Here is a 24421-nt window from a genome sequence, read left to right on the forward strand (position 1 = left end):
GGGGTTAGATTTCCATTAGTTCTTTTTCTTTTTCAGCCAGCATCTCATCCACTTTTTTGACAAAATCATTCGTCAACGATTGGATATTTTCTTCCGTTGCTCTGGCTTCGTCTTCACTGATTTCTTTTTCTTTCAAGAGATCTTTGACATCCGAGTTAGCATCACGACGAATATTACGAATCGCAACGCGTCCGCCTTCCGCTTCGTTTCGAGCGACTTTGATCAGGTCTTTACGACGTTCTTCCGTAAGTGGAGGTAGTGGAATGCGGATCGCACCACCCGCGCTGTTCGGATTAAGACCCAAATCAGACATCATAATCGCCTTTTCGACCGCCTGAATTGCAGATTTATCAAAAACGGAAACGGCCAGAGTGCGACTGTCTTCAGCAATGATATTCGCAAGTTGCTTGAGCGGCGTGTCCGCACCATAGTAATTAACATAAATGCTGTCTAGCAAGCTTGGGTGAGCACGTCCGGTACGGATTTTGGCTAGTTGTGATTTTAAAGCGACAAGGCTTTTTTCCATGCGGTCTTGTGCATCTAATTCAATTTCATCTAACATGAGTTAACCTTCTATGTTTTCTGCATGAGTAATGAGCGTTCCTTCATCTTCACCAAGCACAACGCGTTTTAAACAACCCGGCTTATTCATGTTGAATACACGAATAGGCAAGGAATGATCGCGAGCAAGAGTGAACGCGGATAAATCCATTACTTTTAATTCTTTATCTAATACTTCGTTATAAGTTAGCGTCTTATATAACGTTGCCTCTGGGTCTTTGGCAGGATCTGAGGTGTATACTCCATCCACTTTGGTGGCTTTTAAAACCGCATCCGCTTCAATTTCAATGCCCCGCAAACACGCAGCCGAATCCGTAGTAAAAAACGGATTACCTGTACCCGCAGAAAATATCACCACGCGATTGGATTTGAGTAAACTAATTGCTTCAGCCCAATTATACCCGTCACAGACACCGTTTAGGGGAATTGCGGACATCAAGCGAGCATTCACAAAAGCACGGTGTAACGCGTCTCGCATCGCCAAACCGTTCATGACCGTAGCCAGCATCCCCATGTGATCGCCAACTACACGATTCATGCCAGCCTGTGCTAGGCCTTCGCCACGAAATAAATTTCCACCGCCAATAACCAAACCGACTTGGATACCCATTTCGACTAATTCTTTTATTTCTTGTGCCATTCGGTCGAGTACTTTTGCATCAATACCGAATTCAGCGTCACCCATCAACGCCTCGCCGCTTAACTTCAATAAAATGCGACGATAAGCTGTTTTAGGAGCTATACTCATATTTCAATATCCTATGGTTAGAATCGCCTTACCTGATGGCAATGGGCATAAAAAAGCACCTCCGGGGGAAGTGCTTCTAGTGTATCTGATGTTACCCAGAGTAAAAAGCTTTTCGCTAAATTATTTCTTAGCCGCTTCCATCTGAGCAGCCACTTCCGCTGCAAAATCTTCTGATTTTTTCTCGATGCCTTCACCCACTTCAAAGCGGATGAAATTAACCACGTCAGCACCATTTGCTTTAAGAAGCTGGCCAACAGTTTGGCTAGGATCTTTAACAAAAGGCTGACCAGTTAAGCTGATTTCACCAGTGAATTTCTTCATGCGGCCAGAGACCATTTTCTCTGCGATATCTGCTGGTTTACCAGATTGCATAGCGATGTCGATTTGAATCTCTTTTTCCTTTTCAACCACATCAGCCGGTACATCTTCAGGCTTAACGAATTGTGGGCTGGCTGCAGCAACGTGCATGGCAACGTCTTTTGCTAGATCCGCATCGCCACCAGTTAACACAGCGATAACACCAATACGACCACCGTGGACGTAAGCGCCTAGGTTGTCACCATCAACGTTAACAACGCGACGAGGAGAGATGTTTTCACCAATCTTTGCAACTAATGTATCGCGGGTTTCTTGTACTGTTACACCGTCTAACTCTGCTGCATTTAACGCATCCATATCATTGATATTTTGGCTCGCTGCCAACTCAACCACTTTCTTACCAAATGCTAAGAAACCTTCGTCACGTGCAACGAAGTCAGTTTCACAGTTGATTTCCATCATAGTGGCGCGACCGCCATCTACTTTGGTCAAAATAACGCCTTCTGCAGCAATACGACCCGCTTTTTTAGCGGCTTTTGCTTGACCAGACTTGCGCATATTTTCAATCGCTAGCTCGATGTCGCCATCGGTTTCAACTAACGCTTTTTTACAATCTAACATACCAGCGCCAGTGCGCTCGCGAAGTTCTTTTACCAGTGCTGCTGTCACTGCCATTGTTCAATCCTCAAATATTCAAAATGAAAACGCCGAATCAGATTCGGCGTGTTTACAAGTATAAAAAGCTTATTCAGCTGCCTCAACGAACTCGTCTTCAGCTTGTACTGCGATGTTCGAATCACGACCTTCATTAACTGCGTCTGCAGCAGCGTTCAAGTAAAGCTGGATGGCACGAATAGCATCGTCGTTACCTGGAATGATGTAGTCAACACCATCTGGGTTAGAGTTGGTATCTACAACACCAACAACCGGAATACCAAGGTTGCGAGCTTCTGTTACAGCAATATGCTCATGATCCGCATCGATAACGAAAATCACGTCAGGCAAACCGCCCATGTCTTTGATACCGCCTAAGCTGTTTTCTAACTTAGCCATTTCACGTTGTAACATAAGAACTTCTTTCTTAGTTAACTTATCAAAGGTTCCGTCTTGTGCTTGAGTCTCAAGGTCTTTTAAGCGCTTGATTGACTGACGAACGGTTTTCCAGTTAGTCAACATACCACCTAACCAACGCTTGTTCACGTAGTATTGACCGCACTTTAATGCTGCTTCTTTAACTGCTTCGCCAGCTGCGCGTTTGGTACCAACGAACAAAACTTTACCTTTCTTCTGCGAGACAGAGCTGATGAAAGACAGTGCGTCATTAAATAACGGAACCGTTTTTTCAAGGTTGATGATATGAACTTTGTTACGTGCGCCAAAGATGAAAGGCTTCATTTTTGGGTTCCAGTAACGAGTTTGGTGACCGAAGTGTACGCCAGCTTGTAGCATGTCGCGCATTGATACGTTTGCCATGTTTAAAATCCTCTATTGGGGTTAGGCCTCCATACATCCCTTCACCCGATTCTTGTTTGCTTCTAGTTTCTGGGAAACTTAACAAACAAAAACACCCCGGAGTCAGTGTCGATGTATGTGTGTTTTTTTAAATATAAAGCAATGCTTTACAACGAATATCCGCAAAACCAAATTTTGCGGTGGCGTATTAGACCACTTTTTGTCATTTGAAGCAATGATAAAACGACAGTGAAGTATAATATTTTACAAATTGCACTCTCCCTTTGCAGATATGTCAAGGTGTTGTAAAATACAACCACAAATAAATCTATAATTAACTCATAAGGAACCGCAGTGGCTGCGACGATTAAGACACAAGAAGAAATCGAAAAAATGCGCATCGCAGGCAAGTTGGCTGCAGACGTGCTCAATATGATTGGTGAGCATGTGGTCAAAGGGGTAACGACAGACGAACTCAACACCCTTTGTCATAATTATATTGTAGACGTACAAGGCGGAATTCCAGCACCATTGAATTACGGCCAACCGCCATTCCCTAAGTCAATTTGCACATCCGTTAATCATGTGATTTGTCATGGCATACCGAGTGACAAAAAGCTCAAAGACGGTGATATTGTCAATATCGACGTAACAGTGATTAAAGATGGTTATCACGGTGATTCTTCTAAAATGTTCGTCGTTGGCAAACCTTCCATATTAGCTGAACGTCTCATTCGCGTTACGCAAGAATGCCTGTATAAAGGAATTGAAATAGTTAAACCTGGTACAACATTGGGCGACATAGGCCATGTTATCCAACAACATGCTGAAAGCCATCATTATTCCATTGTACGAGAGTTTTGTGGACATGGCATCGGTGCGACTTTCCATGAAGACCCTCAGGTAGTACATTACGGCAGACCAGGGACTGGGGAAGTACTCCAAGAAGGTATGTGTTTTACGATTGAGCCAATGGTCAATGCGGGCAAACGCTACTGCAAGATATTGCCAGATAATTGGACCGTGGTAACCAAAGACCGTAGTTTGAGTGCTCAGTGGGAACACACTTTGTTAGTTACCAGCACCGGCGTAGAAATTCTAACTCACCGCGAGGATGAATCCATTCCAAAGATTATCTCGCATTAAATCAATGGAATCACCATGCAATTAGTTGAACTAATTCGGCGCATCAATGACGTAAGAACACTGCAAGACGTCTCGATTTTCCGTCAATGCGTAACAGATTCTTATAAGTGGATTGATAATGAATTTTCGCACTGTGAAATTGATGAAATCATCTTAGGCAGAGCCTACTTCGTCGATGCTTTAGTGCGTCAAGCTTGGACTCTGCACGGCTTATCTGACATCCCTAACTTATCCCTCGCTGCAGTTGGAGGCTATGGCCGTGGTCAACTTCAACCACATTCTGATATCGATTTATTAATTTTGAGCCGACGTTCACTTAAACCTGAAATTGGTGAAAAAATATCTGCATTCATCACCTTACTCTGGGATTGTAAGTTAGACATAGGCCAATCTGTCCGCACTATAAAAGATTGTGTCGAACAGGCCAAAAATGACATCACGGTAGCAACCAACCTTGTTGAGGCGCGTTGTTTAATCGGCTGTCAAACGACCTTTGATGACATGCTCACTAAGGTCAACAATGACAAAGTATGGAACAGCAAAGCATTTTTTCTGGCTAAGTACGAAGAACAAAAACAACGACATTTCAAGTTCCACGGTACGGCCTACAATCTCGAACCAAATGTAAAAGAAAACCCTGGCTGTTTAAGAGACATTCAATCTATTGGCTGGGTCGCAAAAAAACATTTCCAAGAATTTGATGGTTATCAACTGGTTGGCCATGGTTATTTTACCGAGATGGAACATCAAGAGCTGATCGACTGCCGCAGGCAACTATGGCGGATCCGTTGCGCCCTACATCTAGTGGCGGGGCGTTCCGAAAATCGGTTATTGTTTGATTATCAAAATGATGTGGCACATAAACTAGGCTATCAACAAGAAGATAGTAAAGCCGTTGAACACATGATGAAAAGCTTTTTTCGCGTGACTCGTCGTGTCAGCGAGCTCAACACTATGCTATTACAGCGCTTCAAAATCGATATTTTGGGCGCAGACGTTGAGCCAGGTTTAACGATAAATAATAATTTTTATCATAACAATGGACTAATCGTTCCTCAGCATACTGACGTTTTTCAAAGCCCATTAGATATCTTGCGCTTTTTGGAAGTCATTGCCCACACCCCAGAAATTACTGGCCTAGACGGTGAGTGTATTAGACAGCTGCGCAACGCTAGACGTAAATTTGCGACGCAATACTGGGAAGAATACCCAGAATGTCGTGAGCAATTTTTAAAACTCATGCGTACGCCTAACTTTTTTGGCTTAGCATGGGATGTCATGTTTCAATATGGTATTATGCAATCCTATTTGCCACAGTGGGACGCTATTGTTGGTATGATGCAATTCGACCTGTTTCACGCCTACACTGTAGACGAGCATACGCACCGTTTGGTCAAGAATCTCTATTTATATACCACTGAAGACAATACTGAATTTCCGCGCTGCAAAAGTATCGTCACTGACTTAGAAAAACCTGAATTATTATATCTCGCTGGTATTTTTCACGATATTGCAAAAGGAAGAGGTGGTGACCATTCTAAACTCGGCGCACAAGATGTCATCGCATTTGGTGAAAAACACAAACTGACGCAAGAAGATATCGAGATGATTAGTTGGCTGGTAGACTCACATTTGTTGATGTCTGTAGTGGCTCAACGTCGAGATATTTACGATCCTGAAGTCATTCACGACTTTGCTACCGCCGTGAAAACACCTGAACATTTGAATTTATTATATGCACTTACTTTAGCTGATATTCGTGCGACCAATGATAATTTGTGGAACGATTGGAAATCGTCTTTACTAAAAGAACTATATGTTTTGACCCACAACGCTCTCGCCAATGGTTTACAGTGCAAAGTTTCGCTAAGAGAACGCGCTCAATCTAACCGCGAGGCTGCTTTACTACTGTTGTTAAATCAGTTTGATAAGACCACAATTGACACCCTCTGGGCTCGCTTTGATGACACGTATTTTACTCGTTATAAGCCCATTCAAATTGCTTGGCATACCGAACAAGTTTTACACCATGGTTCAGCAGAACAATGGCATATAAGTATGGCAAACCACACGACCAAAGCCGGTACCGAATTACTCGTCTACGGTCAAGATCGCCCGGCTGTATTTGCGCAAATCGCATCGGTTCTCGACGCTGCAAACTTATCTATTCTTGACGCTAATATTGCGATTACTGATGACGGTTATGTATTTGACAGTATCATCGTCGTTGACGAACAGAACCACAAAATCAGTTCTGAAAAACGCCGCGCAAACTTATGCATGGCAATCGAGACTCAACTTGAAAAGTCCGAAAACACTCATCGCAATCAGCGCAAACTCTCACGCCAACTCAAACAACTGAATGTACCAACAAAAGTACGGTTTTTTGCGGCCAAAGACAACGCAACATTAATCGAATTAGAAGCCTTAGATAGCCCTGGATTATTGGCAAAAGTCGGTCATTTATTTGTAGACTTTAATCTGACCTTAAGACTTGCTAAAATATCTACCATTGGCGAACGCGCGGAAGACGTGTTTATTGTCAGTGATGCCCATGGAAGAGCCCTCAGTACAGAAATTCAACTTGCTTTGAAGAAGCAAATTATCAAAACCTTAGATCAAGCGGAACACTAATCACTTATGTCACAATTACAAACCACGATTGAAGCGGCTTTCGAGGCGCGAGATAGTATTACTCCAAGTACCGTTAGCCAAGAAATCAAAGATGCTGTGAATGAAGCAATTGCCCTTTTGAATTCTGGTGAAGGCCGAGTTGCAGAAAAAGTCGACGGCGAATGGGTCGTTCATCAATGGCTCAAAAAAGCCGTACTGCTTTATTTTCGTTGTTACAACAATGATGTGATTGACGGCGCTGAAACCAAGTATTTTGACAAAGTACCTCTTAAATACAGCAACTATACCGCGGAAGATTTTGCACGTGACGGCGCACGAGTTGTTCCTCCAGCTGCGGTGCGTACTGGAACATTTGTCGGTAAAAATGCCGTACTAATGCCTTCTTACGTCAACATCGGTGCATATGTCGGTGAAGGTACAATGGTGGATACTTGGGCAACGGTTGGCTCGTGTGCACAGATTGGCAAAAACGTTCACTTGTCTGGCGGTGTAGGCATCGGTGGCGTACTTGAGCCACTTCAAGCAAACCCAACGATCATTGAAGACAACTGTTTCATCGGCGCTCGCTCTGAAATCGTAGAAGGTGTCATTGTTGAAGAAGGTGCCGTGATTTCCATGGGGGTATACATTGGTCAGAGCACACGTATTTATGACCGTGAAACAGGTGAGATTCACTATGGTAGAGTACCTGCTGGCTCGGTCGTGGTATCTGGCTCTTTACCAAGTAAATGTGGTACCTACTCACTGTATGCAGCGATCATCGTCAAAAAAGTCGATGCCAAAACTCGTGCCAAAGTGGGAATTAACGAGTTGCTTCGCGCTGCGGAATAAACACAGCAACCGAGAAACAGAAAAACCGATGCTACTTATTTGTACATCGGTTTTTTTGTAGTCTAAAACAGCTTATGCAGAGAATTGAGTGTTGTGTTGCTTAAGCCAAGCAACAACATCTTCTTCTGGGGTAAACGTTTCCATTGAATCTAACTCTAACATTGGCGTAATTTCTTCGCCTTGCAGTTGGGCAAATAGCTCAGCAAATTGTTTGCCGGCACCACAGTAAGATTCACAATAAGAGCTATCACCTAAGGCAGCGATTGCGTATTTTTTGCCTTGTAATGAAGGTAAATCGGCTTGAACATCTGCAAAGAATAACTCTAAATTCGGTGGTACATCTCCCATACCTGTGGTTGAGGTGATGACCAAAAAGGCTGCATCTTCCTTGAATAAATCAATATCTGGATCGGTATGAACATTAACCTGATGCCCTGCCGAGATTAAGAATTGTTCTGCGTGTTCTGCAACATTTTGAGCATTCCCGTATACTGAACCTACAATAATTTCAATTTGTGCCATGATGAATCATTTCTCCAACTTCATATATAGTCAATTTGTCCACAACCGCTTTTAAGTCCAATGGCTTTGGCGCAGTAATCGTCAAAGGCGAATCAGTAATTGGGTGAACAAATTGTAATTCGTGATGATGCAATGCCAAACGATGTAGCCCAAAATGGGCTCGCATAAAGGCATTTTGTTTACCGTCGCCGATCGTCGTGTCACCGACAATAGGATGATTTATATGAGCGCAATGACGACGTATTTGATGTTTACGTCCTGTCTTGGGAAAACAACGAATCAGACTAAAACGCGCCTGCTGATACCTTCCAACTGGTTGTGGCACAAGATAATGTTGTAAGCACTCCACTCGTGTAAGAGCCTCTTGCGCTGGTTTGTCGGTATGAGCCTGTCTATCTGATATCTTATCGAGTTTTTCTTTTAACGCATAGTCGATTTCACAATCACTCGCCCATCCACGGACTATTGCTGTATACGCTTTTTGCCAACTGTGTTGTTCAATTTGCGCACTCAGTAACCGCGCCATGTTAGAACTCAGAGCAAATACCAAGATCCCAGATGTTGGCTTATCGAGTCGATGCACTGGAAACACGTGTTGTCCGATTTGATCTCTTACCATCTGCATCGCAAACTCCGTCTCGTGTTTATCAATCGTACTTCGATGAACGAGTAAACCACTGGGTTTGTTTATGGCGACCAAAGCCTCATCTTGAAAAAGTATATCGAGCATGAAATTCCAACGGATCTGTTTATAATGTCCACCATCAAAACAAACAGTGTACGTTAAGGCTATGCAAGATACACCAGAATCGACTATTAATTCAATCAGTGAGTTTTTACACGCTGCTGGCACACAGTTTCGCATCGTTGATATGGGACGTGGATACCGCGAACTATCCGCTCAAACATTTGTTGATATCGAGTATCAAAAGCAGCCTGTCCCCTTTCCTAGACAACAGCATATGTGGTTTGGCTGTATTTTTTGGCAGTCTGGCCAGCATTTCATTTGGTTCATTAAGCTTCCATTAGATGAGCGAGGTTTGCTAAATCAAGCCGCTCGCAATTCGTTTTTAGAAAAAGTCATCCAAGCGCTTGGCGCACAGTTACAAAACACGGTCCAACAAAACGGGCAACTTGGTGACAATCCCTTTACCTTTACTCCTAATCAGAAGCAGCTCGCAGATTTTCATGCTTTCGCAAAAAAAATCTTAATTCAACCCGCCAGTCCTTATTTGGCTCCTTGTATAGATTACATACAATCTCCAAGCACTCAAGATTGGCAGACTCTCCCTGTACAAGGTTTGGCTGAAATCGCCAGTCGTTGTAATGAAGGCAATATTCAAGTTCATTTACTCAATAATTGGTCAGTGATGCCAAGAGCTGTCACCATATCTTTGCTCGAAAGTTTTGAACATTATGCGATAAACAAACCATTGGCAGTGCACATCAAAAAAGAAATCGAAGTACTGGTCAAATCGAATCAGATTGATTTTGGTCTTCTTGCTAGTTATTTACGTGCGTTGAGTCAAGCTGACATTGGCATTCAAACTGAGACTGTACGTTTCATCTGTAATCAAGCCGATGTGCCATCTGAATTATTACTCGTAATTGCGGCTCGGAACTTTGCAGCACTGCAAGATACGGCTGTATTACATCGTTTTATACCCCATTTGCTGTCGTATGATGATGACTTTGTGATGGGGTTGTACCAAGATCTAGTGCAGTTACCTCAGACCCGCATGCATTTGTTGTCATTGATTCACGATACCCGGGACACAACCGGTTTATCACAGCGTATCAAACAGATTACCACCGCGTCATGACACTTTTAGACATATTGGTTTCGGTATCACTCATGTGCCTTGCGATTGGCTTTTGGCGGATCCGAGCTAATGCAGAGATAGCAAGAACTGTGGCTCAGCAATATTGCAAAAAACACGAACTGATATTTGTCAGTATTCATCGCCATAACATTCATCTGCTAGGTCAGCGCAGCGGTGAAATTGATTACCTGATGAGTTTTACTACGGCACCGGATGTGGCTTATGAAGGGGTCATAACCATAAAAAAGCAACGCTTGATACGTATAGATTTACCGGTTTTTAGAGAGCCAGATTAATTTAATACAAAAGAAAAGGCGATAGCCTATTGACTATCGCCTCATTGTTTCGAGCTTCCTTCTCAGCGTTCCATTGCTACAATAATCATCCCGATTAACATCCGTATACGCCCCTTTCCTTCTAATCCAACTCATCCTAAGCTGGCCGCGAATCCATCCACGGGTCCCTTTCCATGTCTCCAGTACGAAGTTGCACATCCATACTGCAACCTGCTTCCTTCCTGAAGTTATTCCTGTTTGGTTGTTGCCAACCAATGTCCCTTTCCTTTATTCCTGATATCGCTTGATATCCTATCAAGCTTTGGCAAATGCCATGTCCCTTAACTCAACAATGTCTTCCTGACTGGGTCATTGTTTCCGTGTGACAAGGTAAATATTACGCAACTAAACCATGATTTCAGGAAAATATTTTTTAATTATGCTGTGTATAAACACGATTCTTTTGTTGTTACCTCAACTAAAGTACCGTAATAACAGGGGTTTGGGATAAACTGTGAGAAGACTGTGGATTAGAATAGCTATCAATGGCTTACATTATTGTAAGATATTTCTTACGGACAAAGTAAGCCATCACCTTGGAAAAGCTAAATCGACTTATACATTATTTGACCCGAAATGTTTTCAGTGGATAATTTTTTGATAAAGGTAAAACCTCCAGAGTTAAAAAACGATAGGCATTTGTCTAATGTAACAAACACTCCAACTCCATTTGAACCTTCTGTAGAAGATACAATTTCATTGATACCTGCCAACAAAATATGACCAAGACCTTGATCTTGATGTTGCGGATGCACCCCGATGAACGAAATCATGTGACAGTCCTGAGTGGGTAATTCAGCCCTCACCAGTTTCTCTTTGTGTAGTAACTGTTGCGTGCCAAGAAAACCCGCTGTCATCAACATGCGTAAGCGCCAATGCCAATAACGACCATGACCAAAGTCAGGATTTGGAGTAAGTAAACACGTGACAGCAACTAAAGAACCATCCCGGTATACGCCTAACATTGGTTGTTTAGCTTCCCAAAACGCATTGAGTTCTTCGCGGATAGCGCTGCGCAAGCGCATCTCATAGCCCTCCTCCTCTACTTTAAAAATCTTGGAGAACAATGGATCATCAAAGTAAGCATTGTACAGAATAGACGCAGCGACCTTTAGGTCAACTGCGCTTAGGTGTTTAATTTCAAAATCTATATCGTTTTCTGAATAGTCTACTGCTGCTGAATACTCCATAAGCGTTTCTCCATAAGCCGTTACGCGAAGCTGTTTGTAAATATTGTGTAAAGATTTATAGAGCTTTAGTGTGGTAAAGGCAAGTAAAGTTCAATTATTAAACAGAAATAATTAAGGCAGCTGCATCGATTTTAGATAGTCCTGCCCCCAGCCAATAAGAGAATTTTCTTTGAAAATCAATGGAGTGCATTCGTCTTTTGTCGTAATGCCGTCTGGCTGTTTTCGCTGAGTTCGATAGTATAAAATTTGATATTGTTCAGAGCCCTTTAATGATAGCTCATTAAAATCTGCAATCCCCATCTTCTCTGTAATGTCTGCGAATGATATCCCTAATTGGAGAGATTGAATGTGCTGCCGATTATTTTTTTCGCGAGCTTCCCACTGGCTATGTTGGGTATCCCATTCACTACGATTATCTGGATCAATAGCGATTACGCATCCAGAAAGGGTCAAGAGTAACGGGAAAGTGAGTGCGATTTTTTTGATAGTGTGCATGTTAGCTTCCTTGTATAATCAAATGAATACATGCCAATTCATTCAATTTCAATGCCAAAGATAAGCAATTGATTAGTATATGTTTTATATATAATCCTTGTTCATATTGACGATAATTTAGGGAAAATACTTAAAAATGAGTGAAATTACCAAAATATGTCAGTCCCTTACGGATAAAGGGATCACGCCAACCGTTGGTCTAATCAAAGCGAAATTAACGCAAAAAACACCACTACCTGACATCATCTCAGGGTTAAAAGCCTTCCAAGCTAACCAACCTCATGAACCTGCATCAATAAAAGAGCCAAGTCTAGCTGATAGAGTGATGGAACTAGAAAAGCGTTGTGCAAACCAGCAAGAGCATATTCAAACATTACAAGAGCAAGTCGAATCCTTGCGTTTTATGGTTAAGCAACTGTCAAATAACCAATAAACTCTTGCAAGCTATTCGCGACGATTTGATGTGGCGTTCGACCGACGTATTCAAAGACGACTTCACCAGATGACGGTATGATGGAAATCAATTCTTCGTCATCATCTGTTACCCCAATAAAAATGGTATCGGGTTGTTTGAGTCTTCTTTTCATTAAGACGTGACCAATAATATTCTCTTGTAAGCGCGCAAAGTCTTCTTCATTCCATACTTGCAGTAGAGTCATCACTCTACCATCAAAATTCACGGAGAGATGATCGGCATAATAAGCACAGTAAAAGCATTCTATGGTATCGGGAATTTGGATCTCTAAAGCGGTGCCGAGTTGCTTTAGGTTAGCAGATGCATCGCTCTGACGAGGGACTGGTTGCCACTTAACCCAAAGATCGTTTGTAATATTATCTGGGTCAACTAAACAAGGAGATGGCCACTGCGCGTCAAACTCCACCATGCATTCGTGCTGAGATTGATACTGTTTGATGAAATCTTGCCAGAAAACATTCATAATAATGTTTAAAATAAAGAATTACTTACAAAAACTATGACAGATAAATCACTTTATGCCAATTCACAAAGTATTAAGTCTTTGACTTTGGGCAATGCCGTAACGTATCAATCCCAGTATTCGCCTGAACTTTTACAGCCTGTGCCACGATTACTCAATCGTCAGCAAATCGGTATAAATGAACAAAATTTGCCCTTTACTGGCGAAGATATCTGGAACGGGTACGAATTATCATGGCTCAACCCCAAAGGACTACCACAAGTCGCTGTAATGCGTTGTTTTGTGCCGGTGACGAGTCCTAATATTATTGAATCCAAGTCATTTAAACTTTACTTAAACAGCCTCAACCAAACCGTATTTAGTGATCATAGTTCGTTGTCTGCAACGTTACAAAAGGACTTAAGCCAATGTGCTGGCGAGTGCGTAAAAGTAGACATCATTCGTCCTGAGCAATTTTATAATGAGCAATTCATCATAACGGATTGGCAATGTATAGATGAACAAGACATTCAGATTAAAGAGTACCAACCCAACCCTTCATTATTAAAAAATTCCAGTCATGAAGTTGTCACACGACAGCTCTATTCTAACTTACTGAAGTCGAACTGTTTGGTAACCAACCAACCTGATTGGGCGACGGTATTTATCAAATATACTGGTCCCAAAATATGCTCTGAATCCCTGTTGAGGTATATAGTCTCATTTCGTGAACACAGCGAGTTTCACGAACAATGCGTTGAACGTATCTTTACCGACATTTTGCAGCAAACAGGGGTTTCTCAGTTAACCGTCTATGCAAGATACACCAGACGTGGTGGCTTGGATATTAATCCGTTTCGCAGTAACTTTGAAACGTGTTACGGAGATTGGAGACTGCTCAGACAGTGAGCGTTTGGGTCTTGACCTTTTTGAAGATAGACCGATATATAAAATATACGAACAACAGCAAGGACAAGCGTTTTGACCAAAAATCCAGTACAACTTAGCCCTGTCGGTTGGATGAGCCAATTATCACAAAATGAAATGGCGCTCATTACCGACCATACCAATACCAAACATTATCAATTGTTCCGTAACTGTGTTTTAGCAGTGCTCAACAGCGGCGCCGAAACCGATGATATGACCAGTATGCTCGACAAGCATCAATCATTTGCCATTGATCTCATTCGCCGTGAACGCGGAGTCAAAATTGAATTACTCAACCCTCCGCAAGAAGTGTTTGTCGACGGTAAATTAATTTCTGGTGTGCATGAACATGTATTTGCCGTGATGCGAGATTTGTTATACGTCGAGAGTATTTACCCGAATCACAGCACGGAATCATGTAGCGGTTCGGCTGCAACCGATATGGTTTTTGATATGCTGCGCCATGCGAATGCACTTGAATATAACGATGGCATCAACACGGTAGTGTGTTGGGGTGGGCATTCAATTGGTCACACCGAGTATCGATATACCAAAGAGGTAGGCTATCAACTTGGTCTCAGAGGATTCGATATCTGCACAGGATGTGGACCCGGCGCAATGAAAGGGCCAATGAAAGGCGCCGCGATTGGACACGCCAAACAACGGATCAAAAATGGACGTTATGTGGGATTAACTGAGCCGAGTATTATTGCTGCTGAACCACCTAACGCCATTGTCAACAAACTTGTGATTCTACCAGATATTGAAAAACGCTTAGAAGCCTTTGTGCGTTTTGGTCATGCCATTGTGGTGTTCCCGGGTGGGGTCGGCACCGCAGAAGAGTTATTGTATTTATTAGGTATCTTGCTGCATTCTAAAAACCAATCGCAACAAGTGCCTTTGATCTTAACTGGGCCAAAAGAAACTTCAGATTATTTTGAAGCGATTAATGCCTTTGTAGCGGCGACATTAGGTATAGAAGCCACACAAAAATATAGAATTATCGTCGATGATGCAAAGGCGGTTGCACAACATATCAACAACCAACGTGAAGTCATTCGCAATCAACGTCTTCAGAACGGAGACGCGTTTAGTTTTAATTGGTCACTGCAAATTGAGCCTGAATTTCAAATTCCTTTCGTTCCGACACATGAAAACATGGCCAATTTACACCTACATCGAGACCAGTCTTCCGCTGATTTGGCTGCAAATTTACGCAAGGTGTTCTCAGGAATTGTCGCAGGTAACATCAAAGCTGATACCATCGCTCAAATTGCCGAAAAAGGAAAGTTCAAATTAACTGGCGACCCAGAACTTATCACCATGGTCGAGCGGCTATTAGAACAGTTTATTGCTCAAGGTAGGATGAAGCTGCCCGGCAAGACTTATGAGCCGTGTTATGAAATAGTCAAAAATTAAGTAAATTCAATACAACTATAGTCCACATTTATTTATTTTAGTAGAGATTGGCATGTGGCTAAGTTAAAATATTAAAAATTAACGACACATCCATTTCTATCAAAGGAATTTTCATGACACAACAACGAATTACCGTCATTCGTGGAGACGGTATTGGACCGGATATTATTGATTCAGCCATCCAAATTTTGGACAAGGTCGGCTGTAATTTTGCCTATGACTACGCCGATGCAGGTCTGATGGCATTAGAGAACCACGGTGAATTACTTCCTCAAGAAACCCTAGATTTGATTGCAAAGAACAAAGTTGCATTGAAAGGCCCTCTAACGACACCGGTTGGTGAAGGCTTTACTTCAATCAACGTAAGCTTGCGCAAACAGTTCCAATTGTATGCTAACGTTCGTCCTGTGTTGTCTTTCAAAGGCACCAAAGCACGTTATGATGATATCGACATCATTACGGTTCGCGAAAATACTCAAGGCATGTATTCAGGCCTAGGTCAAATCGTATCAGACGACGGCACTGAAGCGGAAGCAAAAAGTAAAATCACTCGTGATGGCGCAGAAAAAATCGTTACCTTCGCTTACGAATTAGCGCGTCGTGAAGGCCGTAAAAAAGTGACCGCCGTTCACAAAGCAAACATTTTAAAATCGACTTCAGGACTATTTTTAAAAGTCGCACGAGAAGTAGGCGAACGTTATCCAGATATCGAATCTGCTGAGATGATTGTCGATAACACTTGTATGCAACTGGTGATGAACCCTGGTCAGTTTGATGTAATTGTTACGACTAACTTGTTTGGTGATATATTGTCTGACTTATGTGCTGGCCTTGTCGGTGGTTTAGGCATGGCACCTGGTGCAAACATCGGTGAAGAATCAGCTATTTTTGAAGCAGTTCACGGCTCAGCGCCTGATATCGCTGGCATGAACCTCGCTAACCCAACGTCAGTTATCCTTGCATCAATCCAGATGCTTGAATACTTAGAAATGGGCGACAAAGCAGAAAAAATCCGTGCCGCATTAAAAGACGTCATCGAATCTGGTGATCGCACAACTCGCGACCTTGGTGGCGAACACGGCACCACAGACTTTACTCAAGCAGTACTTGAACGTCTATAATAGAACCAAAAGCTTAAACCGGATTGAGGCGACTTAATCCGGTTTTTTTATGGCTGTTCAAAAGTATGGATTTTCATTCGAAACACTAAAACTGGCCAATCTCTCGCAACGAGTTCGCTACACTTGTCATTACTTAGCAAAACGCTAAGCAACATGAATATTAATTTATTGAAATACAAGGTATCGAATCATGAAAAACATCCTACTTTTTGCTCTTTTACTGTCTCAAATTTGCCTATCAACCAATCTGTTGGCTGAGACGGTTACCGTGCAGGGAACACAATCTATTAGTCAAGACATCAACGTAGTGCAACACCTCAATATCAATACAGCAAGTGTCACCGAACTCACGGCTTTACCAGGTATAGGGGTTAAGAAAGCCCAAGCCATTGTGGCGCATCGCACAGATCACGGTGAGTTTTTGAAAAAAGAAGATTTGACTGAAGTAAAAGGTATTAGCCGAAAGCTACTTGCCAAAATCGAATCGCGTATCCGCGTGCAGTAAAAAAGCGCCAGTATCACCTCTGATATGGCGCTTAAATCGGTTAGGTTAGCGTTTTAGCCGTTTTTACTGGCTAAATATTCTTTGAATGCTGGACCTATTTCTGGATGACGTAAGGCAAAATCCACATTGGCTTTCATATAACCAATCTTAGAACCGCAATCGTGACTCTTGCCTTTCATGTAATAGGCGTCAACTTGTTCTACATTCATCAAAGACGCAATGGCATCGGTAAGCTGGACTTCACCGCCGGCACCAGGAGGAGTGAACTCCAGTAACTCCCAGATCTTTTCAGACAAAACGTAACGACCGACAACGGCTAGATTTGAAGGAGCCTCATCCATCGCTGGTTTTTCAACCGTTGCATGGATTTTCGCTGATTGACCGGCAGTAATTTGTGCGCCGTCTAAATCGACTACACCAAATTTACTCACGTCCTCTTCTGGTACTTCTTCGACCATAACTTGAGACACGCGACTAGTATTAAAGCGCGAAACCATTTCGGCAAGGTTATCTTTTTTAAGGTTACTCGCCGCATCATCCATGATCACATCAGGTAGTACCACAGCAAATGGGTTGTCGCCAACGACAGGGTGAGCACACATAATGGCATGTCCTAAACCATTTGCAACCCCTTGACGCACGTGCATGATGGTGACGTCTTTAGGCACAATGGCTTGTACATCCTCTAATAGCTGACGCTTAACCCGTTTCTCAAGCGTGGCTTCAAGCTCAAATGACGTATCAAAATGATTTTCGATAGAATTTTTAGAGGCGTGCGTGACTAAGACAATCTCGCGAATACCCGCCGCAACACATTCATTGACCACGTATTGAATAAGTGGCTTGTCCACGACTGGAAGCATTTCTTTAGGGATTGCCTTGGTGGCAGGTAGCATTCGAGTACCTAAACCGGCAACGGGAATGACGGCTTTTTTAACTTGACTCATTGATTTAATATCCTTTTACTGAAAGACCACGTCCAATACCATAGTACGCAAGATCATATTCCGACACAATACTCGGTTCATAGATATTTCGACCATCGAAGATGGCCTTGTCTGTCAGAGTGTTTGCTAAGAAATCAAAATCAGGCGCTCTGAAGGCTTGCCATTCGGTACAGACAACCAGTGCATCCGCACCGGTCACCGCCGCTTCTTTGGTGCCCATCAGCCTGAAGTCAGCACGATGTCCATATATTCTCTGGGCTTCATCCATCGCTTCCGGATCATACGCTTGCACGGTTGCACCGGCATCCCATAGTTTTTCCACTAATACACGTGCGGATGCCTCACGCATATCATCAGTATTAGGTTTAAATGCCAATCCCCAAAGAGCAATGGTTTTACCACTTAAATTCCCATTAAAATGGGTCATTAAATAATCAAACAATTTGGCTTTTTGATTTTGATTTACTTGCTCAACGGCTTCTAATACTTTGGCTTGATGACCGATGGCATTAGCAGAGCGAATAAGAGCTTGTACATCCTTAGGAAAACATGACCCTCCGTAACCGCAACCAGGATAGATGAATTGATACCCGATACGAGGATCTGAACCGATGCCTTTGCGCACATTTTCGATGTCAGCTCCGAACTTTTCGGCTAAGTTCGCCATTTCATTCATAAACGAAATCTTAGTGGCTAGCATACAGTTAGCTGCATATTTGGTTAACTCTGCACTGCGAATGTCCATTTTGATGACGCGGTCATTATTGCGATTAAAAGGGTAATACAACTCGCGAAGTTTTTTCTCAGCAAAATCAGAGTCGGTGCCAATAATGATCCGGTCCGGTCGCATACAGTCATTCACGGCAGCGCCTTCTTTGAGAAACTCTGGATTAGACACGACATCATAAGTGAGGTCTTTTTGTAGGTCGCGTAACGTGGTAGCGACTTGCTCTTTGACTTTATCGGCAGTACCGACCGGCACCGTCGATTTATTGATAATGATGGTGTGTTTATCCATATAAGTTGCGATGGTTTCAGACACTTTAAGAACATACTGTAGATCAGCTGAGCCATCTTCGTCAGGTGGCGTACCCACTGCAATAAAAATCAGGTTGCCATGCGCAACACCCGCTGCGGCGTCGGTAGTGAAATCAAGTCGCTCGGCTTCGTAATTAGCGGTAACAAGTGGGGTGAGACCGGGCTCATAAATTGGAATGATGCCTTCTTTGAGGGCCTCTACTTTGTGTTGGTTGACATCAACACACAAAACATCATGGCCGACATCTGCGAGGACTGCGGCTTGGACTAGTCCCACATAACCAATACCAAATACGGTAACTTTCATACTCATCCTTAAATCTAAATCCAATAACTTTTGTTATCGGCACATTTCCATCAATTTAAAGACAGTCTGGTTTCACAATTATGAAAGAAAAAAGACAGAACAATTAAACCTACCATCAAATAGCAGTTTCCCCTATTATATGCATTGATTTTTCATGTCATATAAGAAGGTATAAGAATGACAACAAAAAACCTCGACAAATCTCTCGACACCGGCTTCTTTGGCCATCCTATGGGTTTGCAAACCCTGTTTATGACAGAAATGTGGGAACGTATGTCCTACTATGGGATGCGCGCATTACTGGTCTTATATATGACGGCTTCTTTGCAAGAAGGCGGCTTAGGTATTACCGTTGCCATGGCAGGTGCTATTTACGGCCTGTATACAGGTGCTGTATATTTTATGGGATTACCTGGAGGCTGGTTAGCTGACCGCCTCATTGGTGGACAAAAAGCCGTATGGTATGGCGGTATTATTATCATGCTCGGCCATATTATTTTGGCCATTCCTGCCGCAAGTTCATTTTACATAGGGTTGACCTTTGTTGTGGTCGGAACCGGTTTACTCAAGCCGAATATCGGTGCAATCGTTGGGCAGCTGTATAGCGCCCAAGATCGCCGTCGTGACTCAGGATATACCTTGTATTATATGGGTATTAATATTGGGGCCGTGATTGGTTACACTGTGTGCGGTTACCTACAAGTCGAATTCAGTTATCATCACGCATTTGGTGCAGCTGCCGTGGGTATGTTTATTGGTTTAGTGCAATATAAGCTTACTCTAAAAAATCTTGGCTCTGTCGCTGCAGCTCCTATCCAACCACTTACACCAAGTGCGCAACGCAACACCTATGGGGCAATCATGGCATTCTTAATTATCGTCGCGGTTGTCACTGCCATGGCGATGTCTGGTGCAATTGTGATTGACCCAGTTCCGGTGGCCAAATCGGTTGCTGTGATATTTTGTCTGATCTTTTTGGGCTACTTTGGTGCGATTTATTTTGGTGGAAACCTGACCCCGAATGAGAAAAAAGGCATGAATGCATTGTTCTTAATTTGTATCGCATCGGCCTGTTTCTGGTCTGGTTTCGAACAAGCGGGTTCATCTTTGAACTTATTTGGTCGGGATTATACTGATCGTATGTTGGGCGATTTTGAAATTCCAACGGCCTGGTTCCAGTCTGCCAACTCGTTTTTCATCATTATTCTGTCACCTTTCTTTGCGGCATTATGGATAAATCTTGCCAAGCGCATGATCACGCCAAGCTATACCGTCAAATGTGCGATTGGTTTAATCATTATGGCCTCTGGTTTTATTGTGATGTTCTTTGCCTCACAATACGCAGCAGCGGGTCTTAAAGTAGCGCCATATTGGTTAGTGGCAACGTATTTCTTGCACACGGTAGGTGAGCTCTGTTTGAGCCCAGTCGCATTATCCGCTGTATCAAAACTCTCTCCTCAACGTTTCTTGGGACAAATGATGGGCGTATTTGTTTTGACTTACTCAATTGGTAATGTGATTGCAGGTCTTTTATCAGGTAATTTTGATCCTAATAATGTCGAGCAAATGCCGAATCTGTACTTACAAATTTCACTGTTTGGCATCGGCGTCGGCATTATTTTGGTACTCTTAGCATTCAAATCAAAGCTATGGGAACAAGCTGCTGAGGCGGAAGCAGAAGCCAACGCCCAAAAGGCCTAAGTTAATATTTTTATGATGAAATTTTATTTTTCAACACAATCCATCGACAGTCTGCGTCAGTATCCACTGACGCAGCGCATGGCTTATCTCGATGAAGCCGCAAAAAAAATGACAATACCCGAGAAAACTTTATTAAATGTACTAAAGTTAATTGTGATAGTCCCCGTTTTCATTTTGCTGTTACGCGTTGTGAACGATTGGACATCACTTTTATGGGCGGGATTGGTTTTGCTACTTTATCCTCTGCTCGTTCGGCCGATACAACATTCAATGAGTGTAAAATACCTACCTAAGGTGTTGCCCAAAGAGTAGACAGGGTGGCATAGGATGTTCCTTAGGTAGTCTTTTGACAACCAAACAAGGAAGTACCTATGCAGACGATTCTCGTTACTGGTGGAGCCGGTTACATTGGCTCTCACACTGTTTTACAATTACTTGAACAAGATTACCGCGTTATCGTTTTAGATAACCTTTCCAATTCTTCCGCTGAATCTCTCAAACGCGTATGCGAATTGACCCAAAAAGATCTTACCTTTATTCAAGGTGATATTCGTGATAAAGCGTGTTTACATGAAATCTTTGCGCAAAATGAAATTGATTCAGTGATTCACTTTGCCGGATTAAAAGCGGTTGGAGAGTCTGTCGAAAAGCCCCTTAACTATTATGAAAACAATGTCTATGGCACCGTTTGCTTGACCCAAGTCATGGGCACATATGGGGTCAAAAACATTGTATTTTCATCTTCGGCAACCGTATATGGTGACCCAGTTGAACTGCCTTTGCGGGAAGATATGCCAACAGGCTCCCCCACCAACCCCTACGGCAAAAGCAAATTAATGGTAGAGCAAGTCTTACAAGATTTATACATCTCAGATAATCAATGGCAAATCGTCATATTGCGCTATTTCAATCCCGTTGGCGCACATGAATCCGGTTTAATCGGAGAAGATCCGAACGGGATCCCAAACAACCTAATGCCATTTGTCAGCCAAACGGCTATGGGTAAACGAGAACGCGTCAGTGTATTTGGTAATGACTACCCGACTGAGGACGGAACGGGTGTGCGTGATTATATTCATGTTGTAGATTTAGCAGCAGGTCATCTGCAAGCCTTACAGCGATTTAGCCAGGATATTGATCTCGATATTATCAACCTTGGTACCGGTATTGGCTACAGTGTCATGCAAATGCTAGATGCTTTTGGCCAAACGTGCGGCCACCCTGTACCCTTTCAAGTTGTAGAACGCCGACCAGGTGACATCGCAGCCTGCTGGGCAGACCCGAGCACAGCATTAAGCAAATTAGGTTGGGAAGCGAAGCGAGGGATTACCGAAATGTGCGCCGACGCATGGCGCTGGCAATCCAATAACCCCAATGGATACAAATCAGTTTAATGCTATCTGTAATGTCGACGACTTGCGTAGTCGTCGGCATAAGTTATTGAACTGGAGGAGTGTCTTCCAACAAATCATCGAAAGCCTCAAAGTCATCTAATAATTCATCATCCACTTGGGACTCAATCTGTCCATCTTTAACTTGGAACTCTAAGTTCTGGAAGTACGCATCTTTGACTAAGGAATATGGATCTAATGAGCTTTGTAAGTTAGCTTCTTGTTCTAGAGCGCGAGCTCGCCCTTCCAAAACACTAACTAATAACGTGGCAAGATTAAAATTACTGTTCAGCGCCTGCATTGGAAACACTTGTGAATCGACCACATCTCCGGTAGTAGAGCGAATATCCGTTGGACCTCGTGCTGGTAACATCAAATACGGTCCAGTTTCCAATCCCCATACTGCCAGAGTTTCCCCAAAACTTTCTTCCTTGGCTGGTAATTCCATCATGTCAGCCACATCAAAGACACCTAACACCCCCACGGTAGAGTTAATCAAAAACCGGGCAAGTGAGACCATAGTGCCGTCTAATTTACCTTGCGCAGCATTATTCAGTAAGTTTGCTGGCTCTTCAAGGTTCTCGACCGCGTTGCGCAAACCACTGCGAACCGGAGTTGGTGTGATGGCAACATATCCTTGGGTAACGGGCTTCAGGAAAAATCGGTCTAAGACTTCATAATTGAAATCCCACATGGTGCGGTTGAAACCTTCCAATGGGTCGCGCGGATCGCCTTGAACTTGGTTAGTTTGGGCTGAGGATGCTTCCTGCTTTGTCGAGGCACAGCCACTCCCGAGTATCAGTATTACAGCCAATAAAATACTCTTACCTAAAGTTAATCCTTTCACTTAATTTCCTCTTTAATTGTAATAGTCGCAGCTTGGATTTGTTCTTTTCGTACCGGCATCACAATACTTCCGGTAAACTCACCTGGCGCAGGAGCAACGTTATCGTCATAAGACAAACGCACAATTAATTCCACTTCTTCGACGTTTTTGAGTGACCAATTCGCCACCATTGCATCAGTATGAATTAAGTTCACTACGCTTGGCAGCGAAGTCAGGTTTAGTTTTTTAACCGCGACCGGCAAAGGTCTTGACCCAGCGGCATCGCGAGCAAAGACAAACATGGTCGTTGGCGTCAATTGATTGTCCGCTTTCAACCGACGATTAATCATATCAGTTGCATTGATTTTGATGGCAAACCCCGTTGGTTTGACCTTACCTCGCGCGTTGAGCTCATTAATTTTGGTTCGAATTTGCACCACTGCTGGGTTATCTTCAGGTAGCAAACCTGATACTTGCGCCAAATACAACTCTGCTGTTTCAGCATCATCCAATTGAGAAGCCGTTAAGGCCAACATGAGCGCGGCGTTATTATTCTGCGGTTCACGTTCAAGAATATACTCTAATTGGGCTCTCGCTCGACGAAGATAATCAAGTTGATTAGGCATCATCAACGCTTGCGCATAATTTTCACGCGTATCCATGTTATCCGGAGCAATGGCTAAAGACTTATCATAAGCCTGATAGGCCTCTTCGAACATTTGCATACTTGCGTAAAGACGCCCCAATAACATCCACCCAGTGCCGTCTTCATTTTCTGGATCGATGCGTGTGCGGATGGCAAGACTAAAATCGCGAACGTCCTGTAATGTAATCTCGCCCCCCTCACCCATGATGATCTTTTGCGTCAGTTCATCCATGCGCTGATGAACATCATAGACATGGGCTAGTTTATCTACACTATTAATATGCAGATACAGACCGACACTCAGTCCTACTAATATCAAAAAACTGCCCCACACAAGCATCGAGCTTTGGGTAACAGACACCTTGTCTTGAGTATTGCTCTCATCGACTAGAGCAAGTTTTAATTCTTTTATGGCTAGCTTTTTGTGCTTTTCTGTCATTACGCCTTGTGTGACTTCTTCTTCAAGCTCCGCGATGCGTTGTTTAATCAAACGAGTATTAGATAATTGATAATCTGAATCATCTAAAGTTTGACGACGTCGCCATAAAGGGATGGCGAAAAACACACCCGCAAGCATCATTAGGCCTACGCCAATAATCAAAAATGTTTGCATGAAAGATG

26 protein-coding genes are annotated in these 24421 nt (G+C 43.0%); 13 read left to right on the forward strand and 13 right to left on the reverse strand.

Annotated features, from left to right (window positions below):
• Positions 1-4 precede the first annotated feature (4 nt).
• From frr to rpsB, 4 genes are all read right to left on the reverse strand, one after another.
• Positions 5-562, reverse strand: coding sequence for a ribosome recycling factor (frr, locus tag NLG07_RS11500; protein WP_254855583.1), 558 nt, complete (start codon positions 560-562; stop codon positions 5-7).
• A 3-nt stretch (positions 563-565) separates the two neighbouring features.
• Positions 566-1309: a UMP kinase gene (gene pyrH, locus NLG07_RS11505; RefSeq protein ID WP_254855584.1), complete on the reverse strand. Its 744-nt coding sequence runs from the start codon at positions 1307-1309 to the stop codon at positions 566-568.
• A gap of 120 nt (positions 1310-1429) precedes the next feature.
• On the reverse strand, positions 1430-2302 hold the full coding sequence (gene tsf / locus NLG07_RS11510) for a translation elongation factor Ts (RefSeq protein ID WP_254855585.1): 873 nt from the start codon (positions 2300-2302) through the stop codon (positions 1430-1432).
• A 69-nt stretch (positions 2303-2371) separates the two neighbouring features.
• Positions 2372-3100, reverse strand: coding sequence for a 30S ribosomal protein S2 (gene rpsB, locus NLG07_RS11515; RefSeq protein ID WP_254855586.1), 729 nt, complete (start codon positions 3098-3100; stop codon positions 2372-2374).
• Between the two features lie 333 nt (positions 3101-3433).
• Here rpsB and map point away from each other — a divergent pair, with 333 nt between their 5' ends.
• The 3 genes from map to dapD are packed head-to-tail and all read left to right on the forward strand — an operon-like array spanning position 3434 to position 7690.
• Entirely contained in the window at positions 3434-4225 is a 792-nt protein-coding gene (gene map, locus NLG07_RS11520; RefSeq protein WP_254855587.1) for a type I methionyl aminopeptidase, read from the forward strand.
• A 15-nt stretch (positions 4226-4240) separates the two neighbouring features.
• Complete coding sequence (gene glnD, locus NLG07_RS11525) at positions 4241-6859, forward strand: [protein-PII] uridylyltransferase (RefSeq protein ID WP_254855588.1); 2619 nt, start codon at positions 4241-4243, stop codon at positions 6857-6859.
• A gap of 6 nt (positions 6860-6865) precedes the next feature.
• On the forward strand, positions 6866-7690 hold the full coding sequence (gene dapD / locus NLG07_RS11530) for a 2,3,4,5-tetrahydropyridine-2,6-dicarboxylate N-succinyltransferase (protein WP_254855589.1): 825 nt from the start codon (positions 6866-6868) through the stop codon (positions 7688-7690).
• A gap of 72 nt (positions 7691-7762) precedes the next feature.
• Here dapD and NLG07_RS11535 read toward each other — a convergent pair whose 3' ends face one another.
• Positions 7763-8212, reverse strand: a complete 450-nt coding sequence (locus NLG07_RS11535; protein ID WP_254855590.1) for a flavodoxin domain-containing protein — start codon at positions 8210-8212, stop codon at positions 7763-7765.
• Positions 8199-8942, reverse strand: a complete 744-nt coding sequence (truC, locus tag NLG07_RS11540; protein WP_254855591.1) for a tRNA pseudouridine(65) synthase TruC — start codon at positions 8940-8942, stop codon at positions 8199-8201. The genes NLG07_RS11535 and truC overlap by 14 nt, the downstream gene beginning before the upstream one ends.
• Before the next feature lie 61 nt (positions 8943-9003).
• Here truC and NLG07_RS11545 point away from each other — a divergent pair, with 61 nt between their 5' ends.
• Positions 9004-10035 (forward strand): DUF3549 family protein, encoded by a 1032-nt coding sequence (locus NLG07_RS11545; RefSeq protein WP_254855592.1) that lies wholly within the window; start codon positions 9004-9006, stop codon positions 10033-10035.
• Positions 10032-10331, forward strand: coding sequence for a DUF3301 domain-containing protein (locus NLG07_RS11550; protein ID WP_254855593.1), 300 nt, complete (start codon positions 10032-10034; stop codon positions 10329-10331). The genes NLG07_RS11545 and NLG07_RS11550 overlap by 4 nt, the downstream gene beginning before the upstream one ends.
• A gap of 584 nt (positions 10332-10915) precedes the next feature.
• Here NLG07_RS11550 and NLG07_RS11555 read toward each other — a convergent pair.
• Together NLG07_RS11555 and NLG07_RS11560 are read right to left on the reverse strand one after the other, a co-directional pair.
• Positions 10916-11560 carry a GNAT family N-acetyltransferase gene (locus NLG07_RS11555; protein WP_254855594.1) on the reverse strand — a complete coding sequence of 215 codons (645 nt, stop codon included), beginning with the start codon at positions 11558-11560 and terminating at the stop codon, positions 10916-10918.
• A 111-nt stretch (positions 11561-11671) separates the two neighbouring features.
• Positions 11672-12055, reverse strand: coding sequence for a DUF3192 domain-containing protein (locus tag NLG07_RS11560; RefSeq protein WP_254855595.1), 384 nt, complete (start codon positions 12053-12055; stop codon positions 11672-11674).
• 136 nt (positions 12056-12191) lie between these two features.
• Between NLG07_RS11560 and NLG07_RS11565 the strand changes: the two genes are divergently transcribed.
• The gene (locus NLG07_RS11565) at positions 12192-12488 is read left to right on the forward strand and encodes a hypothetical protein (protein WP_254855596.1); all 297 of its coding nucleotides are present in this window, start codon (positions 12192-12194) and stop codon (positions 12486-12488) included.
• Here NLG07_RS11565 and syd read toward each other — a convergent pair.
• Complete coding sequence (gene syd, locus NLG07_RS11570) at positions 12463-12993, reverse strand: SecY-interacting protein (RefSeq protein WP_254855597.1); 531 nt, start codon at positions 12991-12993, stop codon at positions 12463-12465. The two genes, NLG07_RS11565 and syd, sit on opposite strands and share 26 nt — an antisense overlap.
• 36 nt (positions 12994-13029) lie before the next feature.
• On the opposite strand from syd, the gene queF reads away from it, so the two are divergent.
• The 4 genes from queF to NLG07_RS11590 all read left to right on the forward strand — a co-directional run bounded on the left by queF (position 13030) and on the right by NLG07_RS11590 (position 16944).
• Positions 13030-13881, forward strand: a complete 852-nt coding sequence (gene queF, locus NLG07_RS11575) for an NADPH-dependent 7-cyano-7-deazaguanine reductase QueF (protein WP_254855598.1) — start codon at positions 13030-13032, stop codon at positions 13879-13881.
• A gap of 72 nt (positions 13882-13953) precedes the next feature.
• Positions 13954-15318, forward strand: coding sequence for a nucleotide 5'-monophosphate nucleosidase PpnN (gene ppnN, locus NLG07_RS11580; protein WP_303049209.1), 1365 nt, complete (start codon positions 13954-13956; stop codon positions 15316-15318).
• Positions 15319-15431: 113 nt separating this feature from the next.
• The gene (locus NLG07_RS11585; RefSeq protein WP_254855599.1) at positions 15432-16439 is read left to right on the forward strand and encodes an isocitrate dehydrogenase; all 1008 of its coding nucleotides are present in this window, start codon (positions 15432-15434) and stop codon (positions 16437-16439) included.
• Positions 16440-16629: 190 nt separating this feature from the next.
• On the forward strand, positions 16630-16944 hold the full coding sequence (locus tag NLG07_RS11590; protein ID WP_254855600.1) for a helix-hairpin-helix domain-containing protein: 315 nt from the start codon (positions 16630-16632) through the stop codon (positions 16942-16944).
• A gap of 53 nt (positions 16945-16997) precedes the next feature.
• On the opposite strand, the gene galU is transcribed toward NLG07_RS11590, so the two are convergent.
• Together galU and NLG07_RS11600 are read right to left on the reverse strand one after the other, a co-directional pair.
• The gene (gene galU / locus NLG07_RS11595; RefSeq protein WP_254855601.1) at positions 16998-17891 is read right to left on the reverse strand and encodes a UTP--glucose-1-phosphate uridylyltransferase GalU; all 894 of its coding nucleotides are present in this window, start codon (positions 17889-17891) and stop codon (positions 16998-17000) included.
• A gap of 4 nt (positions 17892-17895) precedes the next feature.
• Positions 17896-19236 (reverse strand): UDP-glucose/GDP-mannose dehydrogenase family protein, encoded by a 1341-nt coding sequence (locus NLG07_RS11600; RefSeq protein ID WP_254855602.1) that lies wholly within the window; start codon positions 19234-19236, stop codon positions 17896-17898.
• 177 nt (positions 19237-19413) lie between these two features.
• Between NLG07_RS11600 and NLG07_RS11605 the strand changes: the two genes are divergently transcribed.
• From NLG07_RS11605 to galE, 3 genes are read left to right on the forward strand one after another with little or no spacing between them, the layout of a single operon-like run.
• Positions 19414-20937, forward strand: coding sequence for a peptide MFS transporter (locus tag NLG07_RS11605; RefSeq protein WP_254855603.1), 1524 nt, complete (start codon positions 19414-19416; stop codon positions 20935-20937).
• A gap of 15 nt (positions 20938-20952) precedes the next feature.
• Complete coding sequence (locus NLG07_RS11610) at positions 20953-21249, forward strand: DUF6170 family protein (RefSeq protein ID WP_254856872.1); 297 nt, start codon at positions 20953-20955, stop codon at positions 21247-21249.
• Positions 21250-21308: 59 nt separating this feature from the next.
• Complete coding sequence (gene galE, locus NLG07_RS11615; RefSeq protein WP_254855604.1) at positions 21309-22331, forward strand: UDP-glucose 4-epimerase GalE; 1023 nt, start codon at positions 21309-21311, stop codon at positions 22329-22331.
• Positions 22332-22374: 43 nt separating this feature from the next.
• Here galE and NLG07_RS11620 read toward each other — a convergent pair whose 3' ends face one another.
• Together NLG07_RS11620 and ccmI are read right to left on the reverse strand one after the other, a co-directional pair.
• Positions 22375-23175 (reverse strand): VacJ family lipoprotein, encoded by an 801-nt coding sequence (locus tag NLG07_RS11620; protein ID WP_254855605.1) that lies wholly within the window; start codon positions 23173-23175, stop codon positions 22375-22377.
• On the reverse strand, positions 23172-24413 hold the full coding sequence (gene ccmI, locus NLG07_RS11625; protein WP_254855606.1) for a c-type cytochrome biogenesis protein CcmI: 1242 nt from the start codon (positions 24411-24413) through the stop codon (positions 23172-23174). The genes NLG07_RS11620 and ccmI overlap by 4 nt, the downstream gene beginning before the upstream one ends.
• Positions 24414-24421 lie beyond the last annotated feature (8 nt).

The organism is Alteromonas sp. LMIT006 (assembly GCF_024300645.1).
GTDB classification, from domain to species: Bacteria; Pseudomonadota; Gammaproteobacteria; order Enterobacterales; family Alteromonadaceae; genus Opacimonas; species Opacimonas immobilis.